Here is a 17,456-nt window from a genome sequence, read left to right as displayed (position 1 = left end):
GGATGCAACATGTCAGAAAGACCATTAGTAACGATGCGCGCCGAAGGAGAAGCCGGAGGCGTTAAGACGACTGTGCGTGTAGGCGATCACACCCCATTTATCGTGGATGAGCCAGAACGACTCGGTGGGACGAACAAGGGACCGAATCCACTCGAGTATCTTCTCGGTGCCCAGTCGTCCTGTACGACCATCATGATTGCCTATGCCGCCCAGGATTTGAACTTTGAGTATGAAGGGGTCGAGTTTGTAACAGAAGGGACGCTCGATCCTCGAGGATTCCAAGGGATGGAAGGTGTCCGAACTTACTTTGAGTCGACACATATGAAAATCGTATTGGATACGACCGAATCGGATGAGCGAATCGAAGCATTAAGGAAGGCTGTCGAGGCACGTTGTCCAATTCATAATCTCATGCATGCAGCAGACGTAGCGATGACGGCAGAATGGACTCGAAAATAAGGATGAGGGCAACCTCATCTTTTTTACATAGAAATCGTGAAAAGAGTACGGAGGGAAGACGAATGCATCACCGACCGATGACGCGTGAATGGGCATGTCAAATTCAAGAATGGACCTATGGAGCTCCTCATGACTTCTATAATCAATCGCCTTCTGAAGAGGGAATCGCCGAGTTGATGACGTATCAGGTGATTGTAGAGGAGCATGAGCTGATTGGATTTTATTGCATCGGTTCCCCGGCTCAAGTGCCCAATTCGACATATCCGTATTGTTTAGAATTTACGGATATCGGGTTGGGGATGCGACCCGATATGACGGGGAAAGGACATGGCCGATTGTTTGTGACGTACGTCATGGAGAGAGCGATGGAACGGGGCAAACCGCTTCGTTTGACCGTCGCCGCTTTTAACGAACGAGCGATTCATCTATACGATACGGTCGGATTTCGCACCATCACATCATTCGAGCGGAATGGTACCCCGTTTAAAGTGATGGTGCGCGATTAACCATATTGTTTTTGATGTGCCTTTTTACGTCGTAAATAATCCTCATCGGCACGAAGTTGATCCCAATACGTTTTGAAGATGCGAGCAGACTCTGCCTTCTCTTCGTCGATTTCGCGCTCATGGAGGTCACCGTCTTCTTTATATTTACGACCGCCTTTATAATTGGCATAGCGTCGGGCCCGCGTGTAGCCCATTTGGATGAACTTTCGGGCCATGTCCATCCCGACGAAATCGTCATTCGCGCGATACGCTTCAAACAATTCCATAATTTCTTCAGCAGATTGCTTCGCAATCTCGGGCGTCTTGAATCGCCAATGTGGCAAAATCTCACTTTTATACGGTTCGACGAGTAGTACGCCTTGTTCGCCACGCCCGACCCGATACAATTCGGGTTGTTGTCGGAAGTTGATTTCATCGAAGTTTAAGTCATAATCAAATGGCATGTTCATTCCTCCTCGCCTAACGTTTCCCATTAGGTCGGTGGAGGAAACAACTTGAAGGAAAAGGACGGGTTGATATGATCACTTTAGAGACAGAACGATTGATTTTACGGGCATTTACGTTAAAAGACGCAGAAGATATGTATCATTATGCAAAAGATGAGCGAGTCGGACCGATGGCTGGTTGGGCACCCCATGAATCGATTGAAGAAACAAGGGACGTCATTCAACTGTTTATCGAGGAAGCAGATGTATGGGCCATCGTCTTGAAAGAGACTGGGCAAGTGATTGGTAGCATCGGGTTACACGACCGAAGGCCAGACCCTTCGATTCAACATGAGGCACAGCGTGAGATTGGTTATGTGCTCAGTCCAGACAATTGGGGGAATGGTTACGCGCCGGAAGCCGTTCAGGCGATGATTCGATTTGGGTTCGAAGCGTTAGGGTTAGAGCGGATTTGGTGCGGCTACTTCAGCTTCAATGACCAATCGCGACGCGTCGTTGAAAAGTCTGGATTCACTTATGCGTTTACAAAACAACAGGAATTGACCCGGCTCGATGGACGAACGGTAGAATGTCTCGTCTATGTTCAACTAAATCCTACGTTCTCTACACATTGAAGCACGATTTCAATGTGTTTTTTCATGAAATCATAAAAATCTCTTGATATGTAACCGGTTACACATTAAGATGGTTTTGTAAGCGTTTCCAGAACGGAGGATGTCAAATGGCGACCATCAAACAAGTAGCAAAACATGCGAACGTCTCAGTGGCGACCGTATCACGCGTTATGAATAAAAGCGGATATGTGAGCGAAGAGGCGAAAGAAGCGGTCGAAAAGGCGATTGCGGAACTGAATTACGCGCCGAACCGAGTTGCTCGTTCGCTCTATAAAAAATCGTCGAATTTGATTGGACTTATCATGCCAGATATCACGAACCCGTTCTTTCCACAGCTGGCTCGGGCGATTGAGGATGTCGCCAATCAACATGGGTATCAAGTCGTCTTATGTAACACGGATGAACAACTTGAAAAAGAACAGACGTATTTAGTCGCCTTGCAAACGATGCACGTCGATGGCCTGATTATTACAACAAATCATTCGCACAATCCGAATTATGAGACGTTGGATTTACCGATGGTCGCACTAGACCGAATCGTAAAAGCGGGGATCGACGCCGTTGTATCAGATGGATATGAGGGTGGAAAGTTGGCGGCCGACACGCTGTTACAACGTGGTGCGACACGACTGGCACACATTGCCGGACCGGATCATCTCAAAACGGTCAAACGCCGAACCGAAGGATTTGTCGAAGTAGCGGGAGAGAAGCTCGTCGGGATGACCGAGTCGACGTTCACGTTCAAAGACGCCTTGAAAGCGTCCCAAGAGCTGTTCGACCATGCTTGGCCATTCGATGGCATTTTCGCAGCGAACGATGTGATTGCAGCCGCCGTATTACAGGAAGCAGTCCGTCGAGACATTCGTGTCCCAGAAGAGCTACAGGTCATCGGATATGACGGGATCGAATTAGGCGAGATGACGTCTCCGCCGCTGACGACCATCGTCCAGCCTATCTATGAGATGGGGCGAGTGGCGACAGAACGATTGCTCGATTTGATTGAGAAAAAAGACACGCGACCGAAAGAGATGTTATTACCGGTCACGTTACTTGAAAGACACACGACAAAGCGGAAGGAGAGATAAAGAATGAAACGCATTGTTGTCATTGGCAGTATATCGATGGATCTTGTCGTCACATCCGACAAACGGCCACAAGCCGGAGAAACGGTCATCGGTGAGTCGTTCCGCACCGTTCCAGGGGGAAAAGGTGCGAACCAAGCGGTCGCTGCCTCCAAATTAGGCGGCACTGTTCAGATGGTCGGTTGCGTGGGAAGTGATCCGTTCGGTCAACAGGTTGTTGAAAACTTCAAACGACACGATGTCGATGTCACGCATGTTCAGATCATACCGGAGGAAGTGACGGGTACGGCCCATATCGTATTAGCAGAAGGGGATAATTCGATTGTCGTCGTCCAATCGGCGAACAAACGAGTCGTTTTCACGGATGAGGAGCTCGAACATTTTCTCGACGAGCAGGCGTTCGTGCTCCTGCAACTCGAAATTCCAATCGAGACGGTAAAACAAGTGACCGCTTACTGTAAAGAGAAAGGGATTCCGGTGCTACTCAATCCGGCACCGTCTCAACCGCTTCCACCAGAAGTGATTGAGGACGTCACGTATTTAACGCCGAACGAACATGAATGCCGTGACTTATTCAACGGAATGTCCGTAGATGATGTTCTCAAACGTTATCCGAACAAGTTACTCGTCACGGAAGGCGTCCATGGCGTTCGATTCCATGACGGACGAGACGTCCGTCATGTGCCAGCCATCCGAGCAAACGTCGTCGACACAACAGGAGCAGGTGACACGTTCAACGGTGCACTTGCTGTCTCCCTCATCGAACAAGACGATTTGGAGACGGCCGTACGGTTTGCCGTAGTCGCATCCGGCATGAGTGTCGAAGGCTTCGGTGCACAAGGTGGTATGCCGACACGACAAGATGTACAACAACGATTGGAGCGCGTGTGATGAAAAAACAAGGAATTTTGAATAGTCATTTAGCAAAAATCTTTGCCGACCTCGGGCATACGGATCGCGTCGTCATCGCCGATTGTGGGCTACCGATTCCAGACGGGGTCAAGCGGGTCGATCTTAGTCTCCGCATCGGGGAACCTTCCTTTCTTGAGGTGCTCGATGTCGTCGAATCAGATTTGGTCGTAGAGCGCATCACGATTGCTGAGGAAATCCTCACACACAACTCGACGATTGCGGATTCACTGAAAGAACGGTACACGAGCATCGACATGTGTTCGCATGAAGACTTCAAACGGGAGGTCGCAAAAGCGAAAGTGGTCATTCGAACTGGGGAAGCGACACCTTACGCCAACGTCATCTTACATGCCGGGGTCATTTTTTAAGGGGGGATTCGATGCATATTCAGTTGAAAGGCATCCATAAGTCGTTCGGGCCAGTCTCCGTCTTAAAAGGAGTCGATTTCGAACTGTTGCCTGGAGAGATTCATGCCCTTATGGGCGAGAACGGGGCCGGGAAGTCGACATTGATGAAGGTGATGACCGGTCTGTATGCACAGGATGAAGGCGAGATTCTCATCGACGGCGCGAAACGTCAATTCAAGCACCCAAAAGAAGCGGAGCAAGAAGGCATCGCCTTCATCCATCAGGAGCTCAATATCTTACCGGAGATGACGGTGACAGAAAATCTGTTTTTAGGTCGAGAACTGACGGGACCGTTCGGGATGGTCAAACAGCAGGAAATGACCAGACGTGCCCGAGAATACTTGGCTGAATTGAACGTGTTCATGGATGTCGATGAAGTGGCGCGCAATTTGTCGGTCGGTCAGCAACAGATGATTGAGATTGCCAAGGCGCTCATGACGGATGCGAAGGTCATCGTCATGGATGAACCGACGGCCGCCTTGACGGATCGTGAAATTCAGGCACTCTTCGCAGTGTCACGGGCCTTACGTGATCAAGGTGTGTCCATCATCTATATCTCACACCGAATGGAAGAAATTTTTGACTTATGTGATCGGATCACGGTACTTCGGGATGGACAATCCATTTCGACTCGCATGATTCAAGACACCTCATTTGAGGAAACGGTGCGCGATATGGTCGGTCGTGAGATTGGAGAACGCTATCCGACGCGTACCGCTACACTTGGGGACGTCGTGATCGAGGTTGATGATTTAATAGGTAACCGGTTCCACAACGTATCGTTCAACGTTCGTGCCGGAGAAATCGTTGGGTTTTCTGGATTGATGGGAGCGGGGCGTACCGAGGTGATGCGTGCGCTATTCGGAGCAGACACCCACAAAGGGGGAGTCATTAAACTGAATGGGAAACCGATTCGAATCAAGACCCCAGCCGACGCCATCAAGCACGGTATCGCGTTTTTGACAGAGGACCGAAAAGGAGAGGGCTTACTCCTCGATTTCTCGCTAAGAGAAAACCTGTCGCTACCGACACTTGATAAACGAGCAAAAGGATCGGTCATCTCGAAACAACAGGAGGAGACGTTCGCCGAGACATACTTACAAAAATTGCGGGTCAAACATCATTCGATGGAACAAAAAGTGAAGTCGCTGTCTGGTGGGAATCAACAGAAGGTTGTGCTCGGTAAATGGTTAGGTGTCGAACCGGACGTCTTGATTTTGGATGAACCAACCCGAGGCGTCGACGTCGGTGCTAAGAAAGAGATTTACAATATCATGAGCGATCTCGCGGAATCAGGTGTCGCCATCATCATGGTCTCTTCTGATTTACCGGAAGTGCTTGGGATGAGTGATCGGATCGTTGTCATGCGGGAAGGTGTCGTAACCGGAACGCTCACGAAAGAAGAGGCGACACAAGAAAAAGTAATGACGTATGCGACAGGAGGGCAATGATATGGAATTGAAAGCAACAACTTCGCTGAAGCGCCCGGGTCGACTCGGATGGGGACAAAAATTAGGACCGCTGTTCGGTCTACTCGTCATCGTCGTCGTCGTGACGGCGCTCGAACCAGGATTTTTATCATTAAATAATATCTTTAACGTACTCCGCCAAGTGTCGATCAATGCCTTGATTGCCTTCGGGATGACGTTTGTCATCTTGACAGGGGGCATCGATTTATCGGTCGGTTCGATTTTGGCGCTCGCTTCTGCACTGGTGGCAGGCATGATGGTGGACGGTCAACATGCGGTTATGGCCGTTGCACTCGGCTTGATTGCAGGTGCCGTTCTCGGAGCGTTCAACGGGGCGGTCATCACGTACGGAAAAGTGGCACCGTTCATCGCGACATTGGCTACGATGACCATTTATCGGGGATTGACGCTCGTCTATACGGACGGAAGACCGATTACAGGTCTCGGGAATTCCGGTTGGTTTGAGATGCTCGGACGTGGTTATTTCTGGATCATTCCGGTGCCGGCATTGACGATGCTACTCGCATTCGGTGTCCTTTACTTCATCTTGAAGAAGACGACATTTGGTCGTCATACGTATGCGATTGGTGGGAATGAAGAAGCGGCTAAATTGATGGGGATTGGCGTCAATAAAGTCAAAATCATGATTTATTCGCTATCCGGTATGCTTGCGGCACTCGCTGGCATCATCTTGACGTCACGTCTCAATTCCGCACAACCTACAGCAGGAACGTCGTATGAACTCGATGCCATCGCAGCGGTCGTTCTCGGGGGAACGAGTCTTGCGGGTGGTCGCGGCTGGATTGTCGGGACGTTGATTGGGGCGTTGATCATCGGAACATTAAATAACGGATTGAACCTTCTTGGCGTATCATCATTCTTCCAACTCGTCGTAAAAGGTGCAGTTATATTGTTTGCAGTATTGCTTGATCGTCGACAAAACGCGTAACACGCGAAAGGGGAAAACGGAACATGAAAAAATGGACAGCTTGGCTACTCGCACTGACAATGGTACTGATGGCAGCTTGCTCGACTGAACAACCGGGGTCATCGTCTGAAACGGAAACGAAAGATGGCGATTATGAAATCGGCTTATCGATCTCAACATTGAATAACCCGTTCTTCGTCGCACTGAAAGAAGGCGCAGAAGAACAGGCGAACGAAATGGATGCGACGTTGACGGTAGCGGATGCGCAAAACGACGCGGCGAAGCAAGTGAATGACGTCGAAGATATGATTCAAAAGGGGATGGATTTGATTCTCATCAACCCGACAGATTCAGAAGCAGTCGGCGCGGCGGTACAAGCAGCGAACGATGCAGGCATTCCCGTCATCACGGTAGACCGTAACGCTGAAACAGGGGACGTCGTCGCCCACGTGGCATCAGATAACGTCGCAGGTGGACAGTTGGCGGGTGACTACATGGTCGAACTCGTAGGCGAAGGGCAAAAAGTCGTCGAGCTCGAAGGGATTCCAGGAGCGTCTGCGACACGTGACCGCGGACAAGGATTCAACGAAGCGATCGATGGGAAATTGGAAGTCGTGGCAAAACAATCAGCAAACTTTGACCGTGCAGAAGGATTGACGGTCATGGAGAACATCTTACAGGACAATAAAGACATCGTCGCTGTATTCGCACATAACGATGAGATGGCACTCGGTGCCGTTCAAGCACTCGAAGCGGCTGGAATGAGTGACGTGAAGGTCATCGGATTCGATGCGACAGACGATGCCGTCAAAGCGGTCGAAGGTGGGACGATGGCAGCAACGGTTGCCCAAAAACCAGCTGAGATTGGGAAGTTGGGTGTAGAAGCGGCAATCAACCACCTGAAAGGTAAAACAGTAGAGGAAAACATTCCGGTCGAACTCGAATTAATCAAATAAGTAAGAAGAAACCTCACGATGCCTTGATTTCGGGTAGAGCTCGTGAGGTCATTTTTATTTATATGGGGAAATGAGAAATTGTGTATCGTTGTTCATATATTTTAAAGAGTACTGCACTTCTATTAAAATGACGGTTTCGCTTGCTTTTAACATATGTGCTTTTCCGCGTTGAATTGAGATGGCATTGGTCGGTCTTACCTCAAATGATTCTCCATCAATCGTCACGATTGCTGTGCCTTGGAGAATCGTCCAAATTGTATCGGTCTCTTCATGATAATGGTAACTGAGTTCTTTCCCTGCTTGAACGAGCATGCGACGTGTCACACTGTGATGCCCATCGGCGAGTGTCTCATGATGGATGACTTCCGACTGCCCCCATCGCTTCCATTTGAATTTTGGATAGTCGTCGGATGAGGCGAGATAATCTTTCAGCTGCGGGGTCGCCTCTTTCTTCGAGACGAGAATTCCATCCGCGTTGACGGCGACGACAAGGTCTTCTAGCCCAATCCCAATCAAAGGAAGGTTCAATTCATTGATCACATGCGTGTTCGTCGATTCGAACAGTTCGACTTGACCGTGAGTTGTGGACGTCATTTCTTCAGTCAATGTGTTCCATGTTCCTAAGTCTTTCCAATCGCCATCGTAGCGGTGAACGAATACCGACTCTGCATGTTCGACAACGGCATAGTCAAACGAAGTCTTTTCTAATTCGTTATAGCGTGAAGTGAGGTCTGAATAAGTTGTCGGTAAGTTTCGTTCTGCTAGTTCATCAAGTAACAGATGTAACTTGCAAGCAAAGATTCCACAGTTCCAAAGGGCACCTTGTCCAATCAACTGTTCTGCTACATCGACGGTCGGTTTTTCCTGAAATAGGCGAACCGAGGACATTTGGGCCGTCTCGTCTGGAACGATATATCCGTATTTTGATGTCGGATGAAGGGGTGTGACCCCAATTAGATGCAAAGCATCATCGTTCGCTTGGACTGCTTCATCGACTTGAGGGAAATATTCAAAGAAGCGGAGGTCGACGTAAGCATCGACCGGCATCACAAGTACCGTTTCATCCAGAGGCACATGTTGCTCGTTTAAATAGCTTGCCCCGAGAACGATAGCGGGAAATGTATCACGACGAGTTGGTTCGGAAATGATATTAGTATCTGTACCAACTTGATGAATGACACAATCTTTTTGCTGAACATTTGTGATAATGAAAGCGTTAGTGTCTAAATCTTGTGTTTTTAGTTGATTATAAACTCTTTCAAGCATTGATTGTTTCGTTCCATCTCTGCTAGGCAATAAACGAATGAATTGTTTGGCATTCGAATTGTTCGAAAGTGGCCATAGTCTTTTTCCATCACCGCCAGATAATAATAGAATCTTCATCGAATGTCCTCTCTTCAAATAGAGTTTCTCATCTATTTCGCCAAACGTCGGACTATCCCTGTCTAATCAAAAAAGAGACAGCCGATTCCGGCTATCTCTTTACAATATAGGGCGAAGCAATGCGCGAACGGGACTTCCATCCCCTTCGACGATTGGGAGAGGGACGGCATTCAAATCGTAATCTCCCGGTAAGATATTGTCTAAAACGAGTCCTTCTAGGATATGCACACCATTTCGTGCTAACGCGTGATGGCCGCTCATCTCTTTACTGTCAATCGCATCAACGGACGGTAAGTCGAGTCCGATCAAGAAGATTCCGAGTTCTCCGAGACGATCGGCAAGAGCGGGTGTCAGTTCAGGAATCGTCTCTGGGAAGACGCTCTTATCGGACCAACCATCCGTTTTTAAGATGAGGCGTTCCACCCCAGTCAAATCGTGTCCATCCAAATCAGATGCTTCAATCTTTGCCTTATGCGGTAGATGAATCACACGGGCTGGTCCGATATATACGGACGGATTGAGGTCGATCACGCGCTTCCCATGGTCGTCAAAATGAAACGGTGCATCGATGTGGGTCCCGAGATGTAAACTCAATGTCATCTTCCCGACATTGACCGAACCACTCTCTGCCATCGGCCACGAGATTTCATATGAAAATTTTGTATCTCCCGGCCATGTCGCAACATCGGCATGAAGTGGCTGTGATACATCAATCCAAGTCATTTTGTTCAGCTCCTCTTATAGTGATGTCCGGACCGTCCACAGTTCTGGGAAGAAGCGATGATCGAGCACGCGACGTAAGTAGTTCACGCCAGACGAACCACCTGTCCCCATCTTCTGTCCGATAATGCGTTCCACGGTGCTCATATGGTTAAAGCGCCACATCTGTTGCTGACTCCCGATATCGAGTAGCTTTTCACCGAGCTCATATAAGTCCCAATACGTGTCGACGTCTCGATAGACTTCGACCCATGCCTTCTCGACACTTTCATTCCATTCCCAATCCTGGGTGACATCACGTTCGAGCACGCTCGCATCAATCGATAGACCCCGACGATGCATTTCGCGGACGGTCACATCGTAAATACTAGGAGCTTGTAGCGAGCCTTCGAGCAATGGATACAGTTTTTTATCGTGCGCGTAAACACTGAGCGTCCGTGCGTTTTTGAAGCCGAGCGCGAATTCGATTTGTCGGTTCTGGTAAGATTGAAAACCAGAGGACGAGCCGAGTTGGTCTCTGAACTCTAAATACTCGGCCGGCGTCAACGTCGCGAGAACGCCCCATGACTGGATGAGTTGTTGCTGAATCTTCGAGACGCGGGCGAGCATCTTGAACGAACGTTCGAGTTCGCCGTTCGTGATGGCCGTCGTGGCTGCTGTCAATTCATGCAAAATGAGTTTCATCCACAACTCGCTCGTCTGGTGGATGATGATGAACAGCATCTCATCATGATGGTCAGAAAGGCGATGTTGACTTGATAAAATCGGGTCGAGTTGGAGATAGTCCCCGTACGACATGTCTTTTGAGAAATCCGTTTGAATCGATTTTTCTACTTTATGTTCTGTGCGTTCACTCATGACAGTTCCCCCTTATGCGACCACTTCGCGGACGTTCTCGAACGCCTCATATTCTTTGTCGTCCATGATTTTCTTCAACGTCAAGATCACGTGATATACGTCGGTAAACGTATTATATAGTGCGACCGGTGCGAGACGGATGATATTCGGTGCGCGGAAGTCAGGGATGATGTGATGTTTCTTCAACGCTTTACAGATGCGTGCCGCTTCGGGATGCTCGAGGCTCAAATGAGCGCCGCGCTGTCGTGTGTCAGTCGGGCTACCGATGAAGAATCCGTGAGGTGCGAGCATCTCTTCGATCAAATCCATCATATACGTCGTGAGCGCGAGTGATTTTTGACGAATCGCTTCCATCCCGACCTCGTTGAACATCTCAAGCGCGCCAAGTTGAGGAGCAAGACTCATAACGTGTGGTGTTCCGATTTGGAACGCACCGGCATGTTCGGCCGGTGTCATCGTATGGTCCATATCGAACTGTTTATCTTTGCGCGAACCGAACCATCCGGCGAGTCCAGGTGTCGTGCCGAAGTGACGTTCATGAACGAATAAGCCCCCGACCGTTCCCGGACCCCCGTTCAAATGTTTATAGTTGCACCAGTATGCGAAGTCGACACCCCAGTCGTGGAAGTCATGAGGGATGGCGCCGACGGAGTGACAGGCATCGAAGCCGATCAAAATTCCACGCTCGTGTGCCGCTTTCGTTAGACGAGCCATATCTAAAATCTGACCACTCCGATAGAGGACGGTCGGTAATACGATGAGGGCGATTTCGTCAGTCATCGCGGCAATCAAGTCGTCTTCTGCTAAGAAGCGCCCATCTGGACTGTTGACTTGGACGAGGTGCTCTGATGGGTCGAGTCCACGAAGTTCGAGCTGACTCTTCAAGGCGTAAATATCAGACGGGAACGTGAGGGCGTCTGCCAAAATCTTCGTTCGTTTGCCTTCTGGTTTGAAAAACGAAGCGACAAGTTGATGCAAGTTCACGGTCGTCGAACCGGTGACCATTACTTCTTCCGACTTTCCACCGATGAGCGGCGCGTTCAATGCAGCCAGCTCTTCGGACAAGTTGAACCAAGGATGGCGACCGGACATCCAACCATCGATCCCGAGCTCTCTCCAGTCCGCGAGCGATTCAAGGAGCGTACGCTCGGCTCGTTTCGATAAGAGCCCGAGTGAATTCCCATCCATATAAATCCCGTCTTCCGGTAAGTAAAATTCTTCCCGATATGATGCGAGCGGGTCTTGTTTGTCCAGTTGTTGTGCGTAAGCACGTGTGAAATCGTTCATCTCCCCATATTCCCCCTTTAAAGCTTATACGTTGTCAAAATCGTAGCAATCGGACATAAGGAAGTCAACAAACAACGAGATGTCGGCGAGTCAAACTAAAAAACGCTCAAGGATCTTCCCGAGCGTTTAAAAATACAGCTTATTTTATTTTTCGTACGTTCTCTTGTCGGAGTAACTTAAATAATGTGAACACCATCAGCAGAAGAATAATCGTGAAGGGCAAGGCGGAAATCAACGACGCAGTTTGAAGTCCTTCTAAGCCACTCGCAATCAACAAGACGGCAGCGATTCCTCCTAACAGAACTCCCCAAGCGATTCGAACGGGGAGGGGCGGATTCAAGCTACCGTTCGTCGTCATACTACTGATGATATAGGTGGCAGAATCGGCCGACGTGATCAAGAACGTCAAAATCAAGAGAATCGACAAGACGGACAGGATGAAACTGAATGGGAGCTCGGCAAACGTCACGAACAATGCGCTCGTCACGTCCGCATTGACGGCTTCAGCGATGGAAGTCCCTTCGAATAAATCTAGATATAGGGCAGTGCCCCCGAATACGGCAATCCAAAGGAGCGCAATGAACGGAGGAACGATGAGGACACCGACGATGAATTCACGAATGGTACGTCCTCGTGAGACACGTGCGACGAACGCTCCGACAAATGGGGACCAGGCGATGGCCCATGCCCAATAAAAGATTGTCCAATCCCGGACCCACGTCCCTTGTTGATACGGTTGTAGACGAAGACTATAGCGAATGAAATTTTGTAAGTAGTCACCTAGACCGAGCGTCAAGGTTTCTAAAATGAAAATGGTAGGACCGGCAAAGAAGACGAAGACCATCAACACGAGTGCGGTACCTAAGTTGATGTTACTCAACCACTTGATGCCACGATCGAGCCCCGTCGTCGTCGATGTTAAAAAGAGAGCGGTCAAGACGACGATGATGGCGACTTGCATCCAAGCGGTGTTCGGGAGCCCGAACACACTGTTCAGTCCGCCATTGATTTGAAGAACACCTAAACCAAGCGACGTCGCGACACCCATGACGGTGGCAATGACCGCTAAAATATCAATCGTCTGGTTCAACGGTTGTTTGTACGGTCGTTCTTTTATAAGTGGTGACAGGCTAGTCGAGATGAGTCCATCCGCATTACGACGGAACTGGAAGTAGGCGATGATCAGTCCGACAATCGCAAAGACAGACCATTGACTGACACCCCAATGGAAGAACGAATAGGCCATCGCGAGGCGTGCCCCTTCGACTGTCAATGCCTCCGTATCCGCATAAGGTGGCGTAAAGAAATGGCTCATCGGCTCAGCAACACCCCAAAAGACGAGTCCGACACCGAATCCGGCGGAGAATAACATGCCGATCCAAGTAAAGAACGGATATTGAGGGCGATCGTCATCCTTCCCAAGACGGATTTTTCCGTATTTACTGAACGCTAAAAAGACTAAAAAGAGCACAAACAAGAATACGGAAAGTAAATAGAACCAACCGAACGAGCGAGTCGTAAAGTTAAAAATAGATCCTGCGATTGAAGCGAATGTCGTTGGTGCAATCGCTCCAAATAGAACGAGTAAGGCAATCAAACTTGCTGAAATGTAAAAGACGCGATTCAAACGTGGCTTTTGTGTAGAATCTTTCATAGATGTCCCCTTTCAAAAAAAATTATGTAGCATTAATAAACGGTTCCCTAATCTCCACATTGCAAACAGGAGACGCATTTCATCGTGTTTTGTATAGTTGAATCGGGAAAAGAACCAAAGAGGAGGGAACGATATGAAATTGATTGCGATTGATTTAGACGGGACGCTGTTATCGCGCACAGGCGTGATTACAAAGGCAAACCAGGAGGCGATTCGTCGTCGGCAAGAACAGGGTGATATCGTCACGATTTGTTCAGGACGTTCGATTCATGATATCGAGGAGCTGTTGAAGCGAAGTGACCTCGTCTGTCCGATTTTGTCAGGTAACGGAGCAATCGGGTTTTATGAGAACGAGCGAATTTACTATCATGCGATGGATCAAACGGTTGTAGACGAGCTATGGGAAATCGCGAACGCAGATGATGCGTACGTCGAATTTTATACGAATGCGGGAGTGAAAGTACTCCGTTCAGGGAGTGATTTATTAAAACGGGAACTCAATGAGGTGTTGCCACATGATCAATCGTTCACCCGTGAGTGGGCGGAACGTGAGATTGAAATCCAAAATGAGCAGTTCGGTCTGACATATATGGATTCGATGGCAGACATCGACTTTGCACGAGATGAAGTGTACAAGGTGTTTGTCTATTCGTTCGATCGCCGAAAGCTACACCGGTTGCGTAAAATCTATGAACCACGGAACGATATTTTGATTACGACTGCGGGGTGGACGAAAATTGAAATCGGACATCCTCATGCGAGTAAAGGCGCAGCCTTGAAACAGCTAGCTGAGCATTATCAGATTCCGATGCGTGATGTCGTCGCCATCGGAGACAATCTGAATGATGTGTCGATGTTCGAAGTGGCAGAAACAAGGATTGCGATGGGGAATGCTGTGGATCCGTTAAAAGATTTGAGCACGCATATTACAAAGGATGTAGAAGAGGACGGGGTCGCTTATGCGCTGACGCATTATGTATGAATTGGATTATGGAGAAATCGTGAACGAGGATTGAATCTCACTTAAAACGGATATTGTATACATGTAACCATTCACTTTCTGAAATGAGTTGGGAACGGGGAGGCACTTTCGTCACCTGTCGCTTATGGATGAAAGGGATGGGCAAAGTCCATATGAACGTGAATCGTGTATTCCAAACGATGATACGTCGGCCTCTGCTTGCCATCGGAGCAAGCATACCAGACAGACTGTTTGTATACGGAATTCCACATGATCCGCGTCAGAAGTGGACATCATAGGTGCCAAGTCCTCTCGTGCCCATTCGATCAAAATGTCTATGAGTCACCTATTCGATTTCATGTTTTCGAATGAAAAACAATTGGTGAACCAATGGACGATGAACGGATTGGAATGATGCGTCACGTTGGCTTGGACATCTCTAGTCGAACCAAATCATGGATGGGACGGTCAATCGAGCAAGGGCTTGGTTGGATGAAAGTCCGGGGACTAGAGAATCAAGAAAAGCGCCGAGCGAGGGCGCTTTTCTTGTGGTATCCTATTGAGTGAATGCAACCGATGGAGGGATCATATGCCAAAGCTATATTGGTTCGGAACGTTCCTTAGTGGAGTGATTCTTTTGACAACGGGAACGATGGAAGGTCTTTACCGCATACTCCCAATTGGGTTGATGGCTATCGCGGTCATCGGCTATTTCATACAGATTCGATTCGAGCAAAAGAAGCGGCGCCCTTGATTGGGTGCCGCTTCTCTATATTAGGTTATAAAGATTCGAGCAAACGTGTCATCACGTCATCGATTTCTTTTTGCAATGCATCAACTTGTCGTTGTAACGCCATCAATTCATCAAGGTCATCCAATTCATTCATCCGTTGGAGCAGTGCCCGATGTTCTGTCTCTAATTGGGTTAGGTGAGCTTCCTCATCAACCGTAGATGGAGCGACTTTCGTCTGCTTCAGCGATTTTGATGGTTTGACGCGCTCCGTTACAGGTTCATCTTTCGATGCCTGTCCACGCTTGTCGAGGGCATAGGCGACATTACCTTCGAAACGCGTCATCGTCCCGTCGAGCCAATACGTGATGGGGAACAGCTTATTTAAGAAGTAGCGGTCATGAGAAACCGTAACGACCGTTCCAGGGAAACGTTCGAGCGCCTCTTCAAGTGCCTCTCTCGATTCGATATCCAAATGGTTCGTCGGCTCGTCTAGAACGAGGACATTGATTTCTTCATGGACGAGGATGGCAAGCATGAGTCGCATCTTCTCCCCGCCGCTCAAATTTGAGACAGGCTTAAACACACTCGCACCGTAAAATAGAAATTGAGCGAGAAGGTGCCTCGCTTTGCCTTCATCGACTGCGATCCGGTCCCGAAACGCCTCGATTAAGCGATGTGACTCATCGAAGGTAATGTGTTGCGACAGATATCCAATTCTGGCTTGATCGGCTCGTCGGACGGTCCCAGCTTGAGGGATAACTTCACCGAGTAACATTTTCAAAAGCGAAGATTTTCCACTCCCGTTCGGTCCGACGATGGCGACGCGTTCCCCGTGACCTGTATAAAAGTGCACGTTTTCAAATAGAGGACGATCATACGTGAGTGTCACGTCACTCACTTCGAAGACGTCACGCCCGGTTCGCCCGTTCGTCGTGAACTGGATATTCGGTTGCTCGGCTTCGAGTTGTGGTCGCTTGATTCGTTCAATTCGTTCGAGAGCCTTTTCCATCGATTTGGCGCGACGATAGAACTTTTCATTCGGCGGATTGCCCTCGTTGGCCCATTGCCGCAACTGCCGGATCGTTTCCTTCATTTTTTTGATTTTCTTCTGTTGCTCCGTGTAAGCGTGAAACTGGTCAAGCAACTGTTTTTCTTTTTGGGCAACGAAGTCCGTATAATTCCCAGGATAACTCGTCAATTCTCCATCCTCGCACTCGACGATTCGCGTGGCGACCGCATCTAAGAAGACCCGGTCATGGGAGACGATGAGGAGCGCTGAATCGTAATCCTGTAAATAGGATTCGAGCCAAGTCATCGCTTCTAAATCTAGATGGTTCGTCGGTTCGTCCAAAATGAGTAGCTCTGGTTCCTGAAGGAGTGCTAAGGCGAGACCGATTTTTGTACGCTCGCCCCCGCTTAGCGTATCGAACGGTTGGTCCACGAATGAGGTCAATTTGAGTCCATCAATCATTGCGCTGATTTTTGACTCGTAGACATATCCACCCGCATGTTCGAATTGTTCTTGAATGGCACCGTATGATTCGAGAAGGCGTTCGAGCTGTTCGGACGTCGCCATCTCTTGCTCGAGGGAAGACATTTTTTCACTCAGGCGAGTCACTTCCTCAAAAGCAGTATAGAGGACGTCACGACCACTGCGTCCAGGGTAGTCAGGAAGCTGCACCAAATAGCCGATAGAGAGTCGTTGTCGGCGGTAAATCGTACCGGCGTCATGCTCTTCAGAGCCGACAAGGATTCGTAACAGCGTCGTTTTGCCACTGCCGTTTCGGCCGACAAGACCGACTCGTTCGTTTTCGTTCATGAATAAATTCGCATCTGTGAGAACGGCGTGCCCGCCGTATTGTTTTTGAATGTGTTGAAGATCGATCAACATAATAGGTTCCTCCTAAGGTTAGGGCCTATCAAAAAAACCGAACGCAAAGAAGCGCTCGGTTTAGAAAGAGAGAGGCGCTTTGTCGTATATTCAGCAATGTCTAAAAAAGGACAGACGGGTCCCTTGATTAAGCGACATCGTGAAAAATCGCACGCAAAATGTACAAATGTTCAGTTGTCCAATGCGTACG

The 17,456-nt window shown here is 48.8% G+C and carries 18 protein-coding genes; 11 read left to right on the top strand and 7 right to left on the bottom strand.

All coding sequences use genetic code 11. From position 1 onward, the window contains the following. The first annotated feature begins 9 nt into the window (after positions 1–9). Complete coding sequence (locus ACFO4U_RS10025; protein ID WP_074035459.1) at positions 10–459, top strand: OsmC family protein; 450 nt, start codon at positions 10–12, stop codon at positions 457–459. A 62-nt stretch (positions 460–521) separates the two neighbouring features. Next, positions 522–965, top strand: coding sequence for a GNAT family N-acetyltransferase (locus ACFO4U_RS10020; RefSeq protein WP_215243577.1), 444 nt, complete (start codon positions 522–524; stop codon positions 963–965). Here the strand turns inward: ACFO4U_RS10020 and ACFO4U_RS10015 are convergent. Then, positions 962–1,408 carry a DUF4385 domain-containing protein gene (locus tag ACFO4U_RS10015; RefSeq protein WP_215243578.1) on the bottom strand — a complete coding sequence of 149 codons (447 nt, stop codon included), beginning with the start codon at positions 1,406–1,408 and terminating at the stop codon, positions 962–964. The genes ACFO4U_RS10020 and ACFO4U_RS10015 overlap by 4 nt on opposite strands. Before the next feature lie 74 nt (positions 1,409–1,482). Here ACFO4U_RS10015 and ACFO4U_RS10010 point away from each other — a divergent pair, with 74 nt between their 5' ends. The 7 genes from ACFO4U_RS10010 to rbsB all read left to right on the top strand — a co-directional run bounded on the left by ACFO4U_RS10010 (position 1,483) and on the right by rbsB (position 7,779). Continuing rightward, entirely contained in the window at positions 1,483–2,025 is a 543-nt protein-coding gene (locus ACFO4U_RS10010) for a GNAT family N-acetyltransferase (RefSeq protein ID WP_074035463.1), read from the top strand. Positions 2,026–2,132: 107 nt separating this feature from the next. Further along, on the top strand, positions 2,133–3,110 hold the full coding sequence (locus tag ACFO4U_RS10005) for a LacI family DNA-binding transcriptional regulator (RefSeq protein ID WP_159563088.1): 978 nt from the start codon (positions 2,133–2,135) through the stop codon (positions 3,108–3,110). A 3-nt stretch (positions 3,111–3,113) separates the two neighbouring features. Next, entirely contained in the window at positions 3,114–3,998 is an 885-nt protein-coding gene (rbsK, locus tag ACFO4U_RS10000; protein ID WP_159563087.1) for a ribokinase, read from the top strand. After that, complete coding sequence (gene rbsD / locus ACFO4U_RS09995) at positions 3,998–4,387, top strand: D-ribose pyranase (protein WP_012727563.1); 390 nt, start codon at positions 3,998–4,000, stop codon at positions 4,385–4,387. Before rbsK ends, rbsD begins: the two co-directional genes overlap by 1 nt. An 11-nt stretch (positions 4,388–4,398) precedes the next feature. Beyond that, the gene (locus ACFO4U_RS09990) at positions 4,399–5,877 is read left to right on the top strand and encodes a sugar ABC transporter ATP-binding protein (protein ID WP_214690373.1); all 1,479 of its coding nucleotides are present in this window, start codon (positions 4,399–4,401) and stop codon (positions 5,875–5,877) included. Between the two features lies 1 nt (position 5,878). Next, positions 5,879–6,844: an ABC transporter permease subunit gene (locus tag ACFO4U_RS09985; protein ID WP_159563085.1), complete on the top strand. Its 966-nt coding sequence runs from the start codon at positions 5,879–5,881 to the stop codon at positions 6,842–6,844. Positions 6,845–6,867: 23 nt separating this feature from the next. Further along, positions 6,868–7,779, top strand: a complete 912-nt coding sequence (gene rbsB / locus ACFO4U_RS09980; RefSeq protein WP_215243579.1) for a ribose ABC transporter substrate-binding protein RbsB — start codon at positions 6,868–6,870, stop codon at positions 7,777–7,779. 54 nt (positions 7,780–7,833) lie between these two features. Here the strand turns inward: rbsB and ACFO4U_RS09975 are convergent, their stop codons facing one another. From ACFO4U_RS09975 to ACFO4U_RS09955, 5 genes are all read right to left on the bottom strand, one after another. Continuing rightward, positions 7,834–9,162 (bottom strand): sugar phosphate nucleotidyltransferase, encoded by a 1,329-nt coding sequence (locus tag ACFO4U_RS09975; RefSeq protein ID WP_215243580.1) that lies wholly within the window; start codon positions 9,160–9,162, stop codon positions 7,834–7,836. Positions 9,163–9,261: 99 nt separating this feature from the next. Continuing rightward, entirely contained in the window at positions 9,262–9,885 is a 624-nt protein-coding gene (gene kynB, locus ACFO4U_RS09970; RefSeq protein WP_215243581.1) for an arylformamidase, read from the bottom strand. Positions 9,886–9,900: 15 nt separating this feature from the next. Beyond that, a complete protein-coding gene (gene kynA / locus ACFO4U_RS09965) occupies positions 9,901–10,740 on the bottom strand; it encodes a tryptophan 2,3-dioxygenase (RefSeq protein ID WP_196431377.1) in 840 nt (279 codons plus the stop codon). Between the two features lie 12 nt (positions 10,741–10,752). Beyond that, the gene (kynU, locus tag ACFO4U_RS09960; protein WP_215243582.1) at positions 10,753–12,027 is read right to left on the bottom strand and encodes a kynureninase; all 1,275 of its coding nucleotides are present in this window, start codon (positions 12,025–12,027) and stop codon (positions 10,753–10,755) included. A gap of 139 nt (positions 12,028–12,166) precedes the next feature. Then, on the bottom strand, positions 12,167–13,681 hold the full coding sequence (locus ACFO4U_RS09955; RefSeq protein WP_215243583.1) for a BCCT family transporter: 1,515 nt from the start codon (positions 13,679–13,681) through the stop codon (positions 12,167–12,169). A gap of 133 nt (positions 13,682–13,814) precedes the next feature. On the opposite strand from ACFO4U_RS09955, the gene ACFO4U_RS09950 reads away from it, so the two are divergent. Beyond that, complete coding sequence (locus tag ACFO4U_RS09950) at positions 13,815–14,663, top strand: Cof-type HAD-IIB family hydrolase (protein WP_196431374.1); 849 nt, start codon at positions 13,815–13,817, stop codon at positions 14,661–14,663. A 568-nt stretch (positions 14,664–15,231) separates the two neighbouring features. After that, the gene (locus tag ACFO4U_RS09945) at positions 15,232–15,396 is read left to right on the top strand and encodes a hypothetical protein (protein ID WP_167365511.1); all 165 of its coding nucleotides are present in this window, start codon (positions 15,232–15,234) and stop codon (positions 15,394–15,396) included. A 25-nt stretch (positions 15,397–15,421) separates the two neighbouring features. Here the strand turns inward: ACFO4U_RS09945 and abc-f are convergent, their stop codons facing one another. Next, positions 15,422–17,266 (bottom strand): ribosomal protection-like ABC-F family protein, encoded by a 1,845-nt coding sequence (abc-f, locus tag ACFO4U_RS09940; RefSeq protein WP_215243584.1) that lies wholly within the window; start codon positions 17,264–17,266, stop codon positions 15,422–15,424. Positions 17,267–17,456: the final 190 nt, after the last annotated feature.

The sequence above is a fragment of the Exiguobacterium profundum genome, from assembly GCF_042652865.1.
Lineage (GTDB): Bacteria > Bacillota > Bacilli > Exiguobacteriales > Exiguobacteriaceae > Exiguobacterium > Exiguobacterium profundum.
The sequence above is the reverse complement of the archived record's forward strand: the minus strand, read 5'-3'. Positions and strand labels throughout refer to the sequence as shown.

Coding starts and splice junctions, on each gene's coding strand:
- ACFO4U_RS10025 (WP_074035459.1), top strand. CDS start 10: ATGTCAGAAAGACCATTAGTAACGATGCGCGCCGAAGGAGAAGCCGGA.
- ACFO4U_RS10020 (WP_215243577.1), top strand. CDS start 522: ATGCATCACCGACCGATGACGCGTGAATGGGCATGTCAAATTCAAGAA.
- ACFO4U_RS10015 (WP_215243578.1), bottom strand. CDS start 1,408: ATGCCATTTGATTATGACTTAAACTTCGATGAAATCAACTTCCGACAA.
- ACFO4U_RS10010 (WP_074035463.1), top strand. CDS start 1,483: ATGATCACTTTAGAGACAGAACGATTGATTTTACGGGCATTTACGTTA.
- ACFO4U_RS10005 (WP_159563088.1), top strand. CDS start 2,133: ATGGCGACCATCAAACAAGTAGCAAAACATGCGAACGTCTCAGTGGCG.
- rbsK (WP_159563087.1), top strand. CDS start 3,114: ATGAAACGCATTGTTGTCATTGGCAGTATATCGATGGATCTTGTCGTC.
- rbsD (WP_012727563.1), top strand. CDS start 3,998: ATGAAAAAACAAGGAATTTTGAATAGTCATTTAGCAAAAATCTTTGCC.
- ACFO4U_RS09990 (WP_214690373.1), top strand. CDS start 4,399: ATGCATATTCAGTTGAAAGGCATCCATAAGTCGTTCGGGCCAGTCTCC.
- ACFO4U_RS09985 (WP_159563085.1), top strand. CDS start 5,879: ATGGAATTGAAAGCAACAACTTCGCTGAAGCGCCCGGGTCGACTCGGA.
- rbsB (WP_215243579.1), top strand. CDS start 6,868: ATGAAAAAATGGACAGCTTGGCTACTCGCACTGACAATGGTACTGATG.
- ACFO4U_RS09975 (WP_215243580.1), bottom strand. CDS start 9,162: ATGAAGATTCTATTATTATCTGGCGGTGATGGAAAAAGACTATGGCCA.
- kynB (WP_215243581.1), bottom strand. CDS start 9,885: ATGACTTGGATTGATGTATCACAGCCACTTCATGCCGATGTTGCGACA.
- kynA (WP_196431377.1), bottom strand. CDS start 10,740: ATGAGTGAACGCACAGAACATAAAGTAGAAAAATCGATTCAAACGGAT.
- kynU (WP_215243582.1), bottom strand. CDS start 12,027: ATGAACGATTTCACACGTGCTTACGCACAACAACTGGACAAACAAGAC.
- ACFO4U_RS09955 (WP_215243583.1), bottom strand. CDS start 13,681: ATGAAAGATTCTACACAAAAGCCACGTTTGAATCGCGTCTTTTACATT.
- ACFO4U_RS09950 (WP_196431374.1), top strand. CDS start 13,815: ATGAAATTGATTGCGATTGATTTAGACGGGACGCTGTTATCGCGCACA.
- ACFO4U_RS09945 (WP_167365511.1), top strand. CDS start 15,232: ATGCCAAAGCTATATTGGTTCGGAACGTTCCTTAGTGGAGTGATTCTT.
- abc-f (WP_215243584.1), bottom strand. CDS start 17,266: ATGTTGATCGATCTTCAACACATTCAAAAACAATACGGCGGGCACGCC.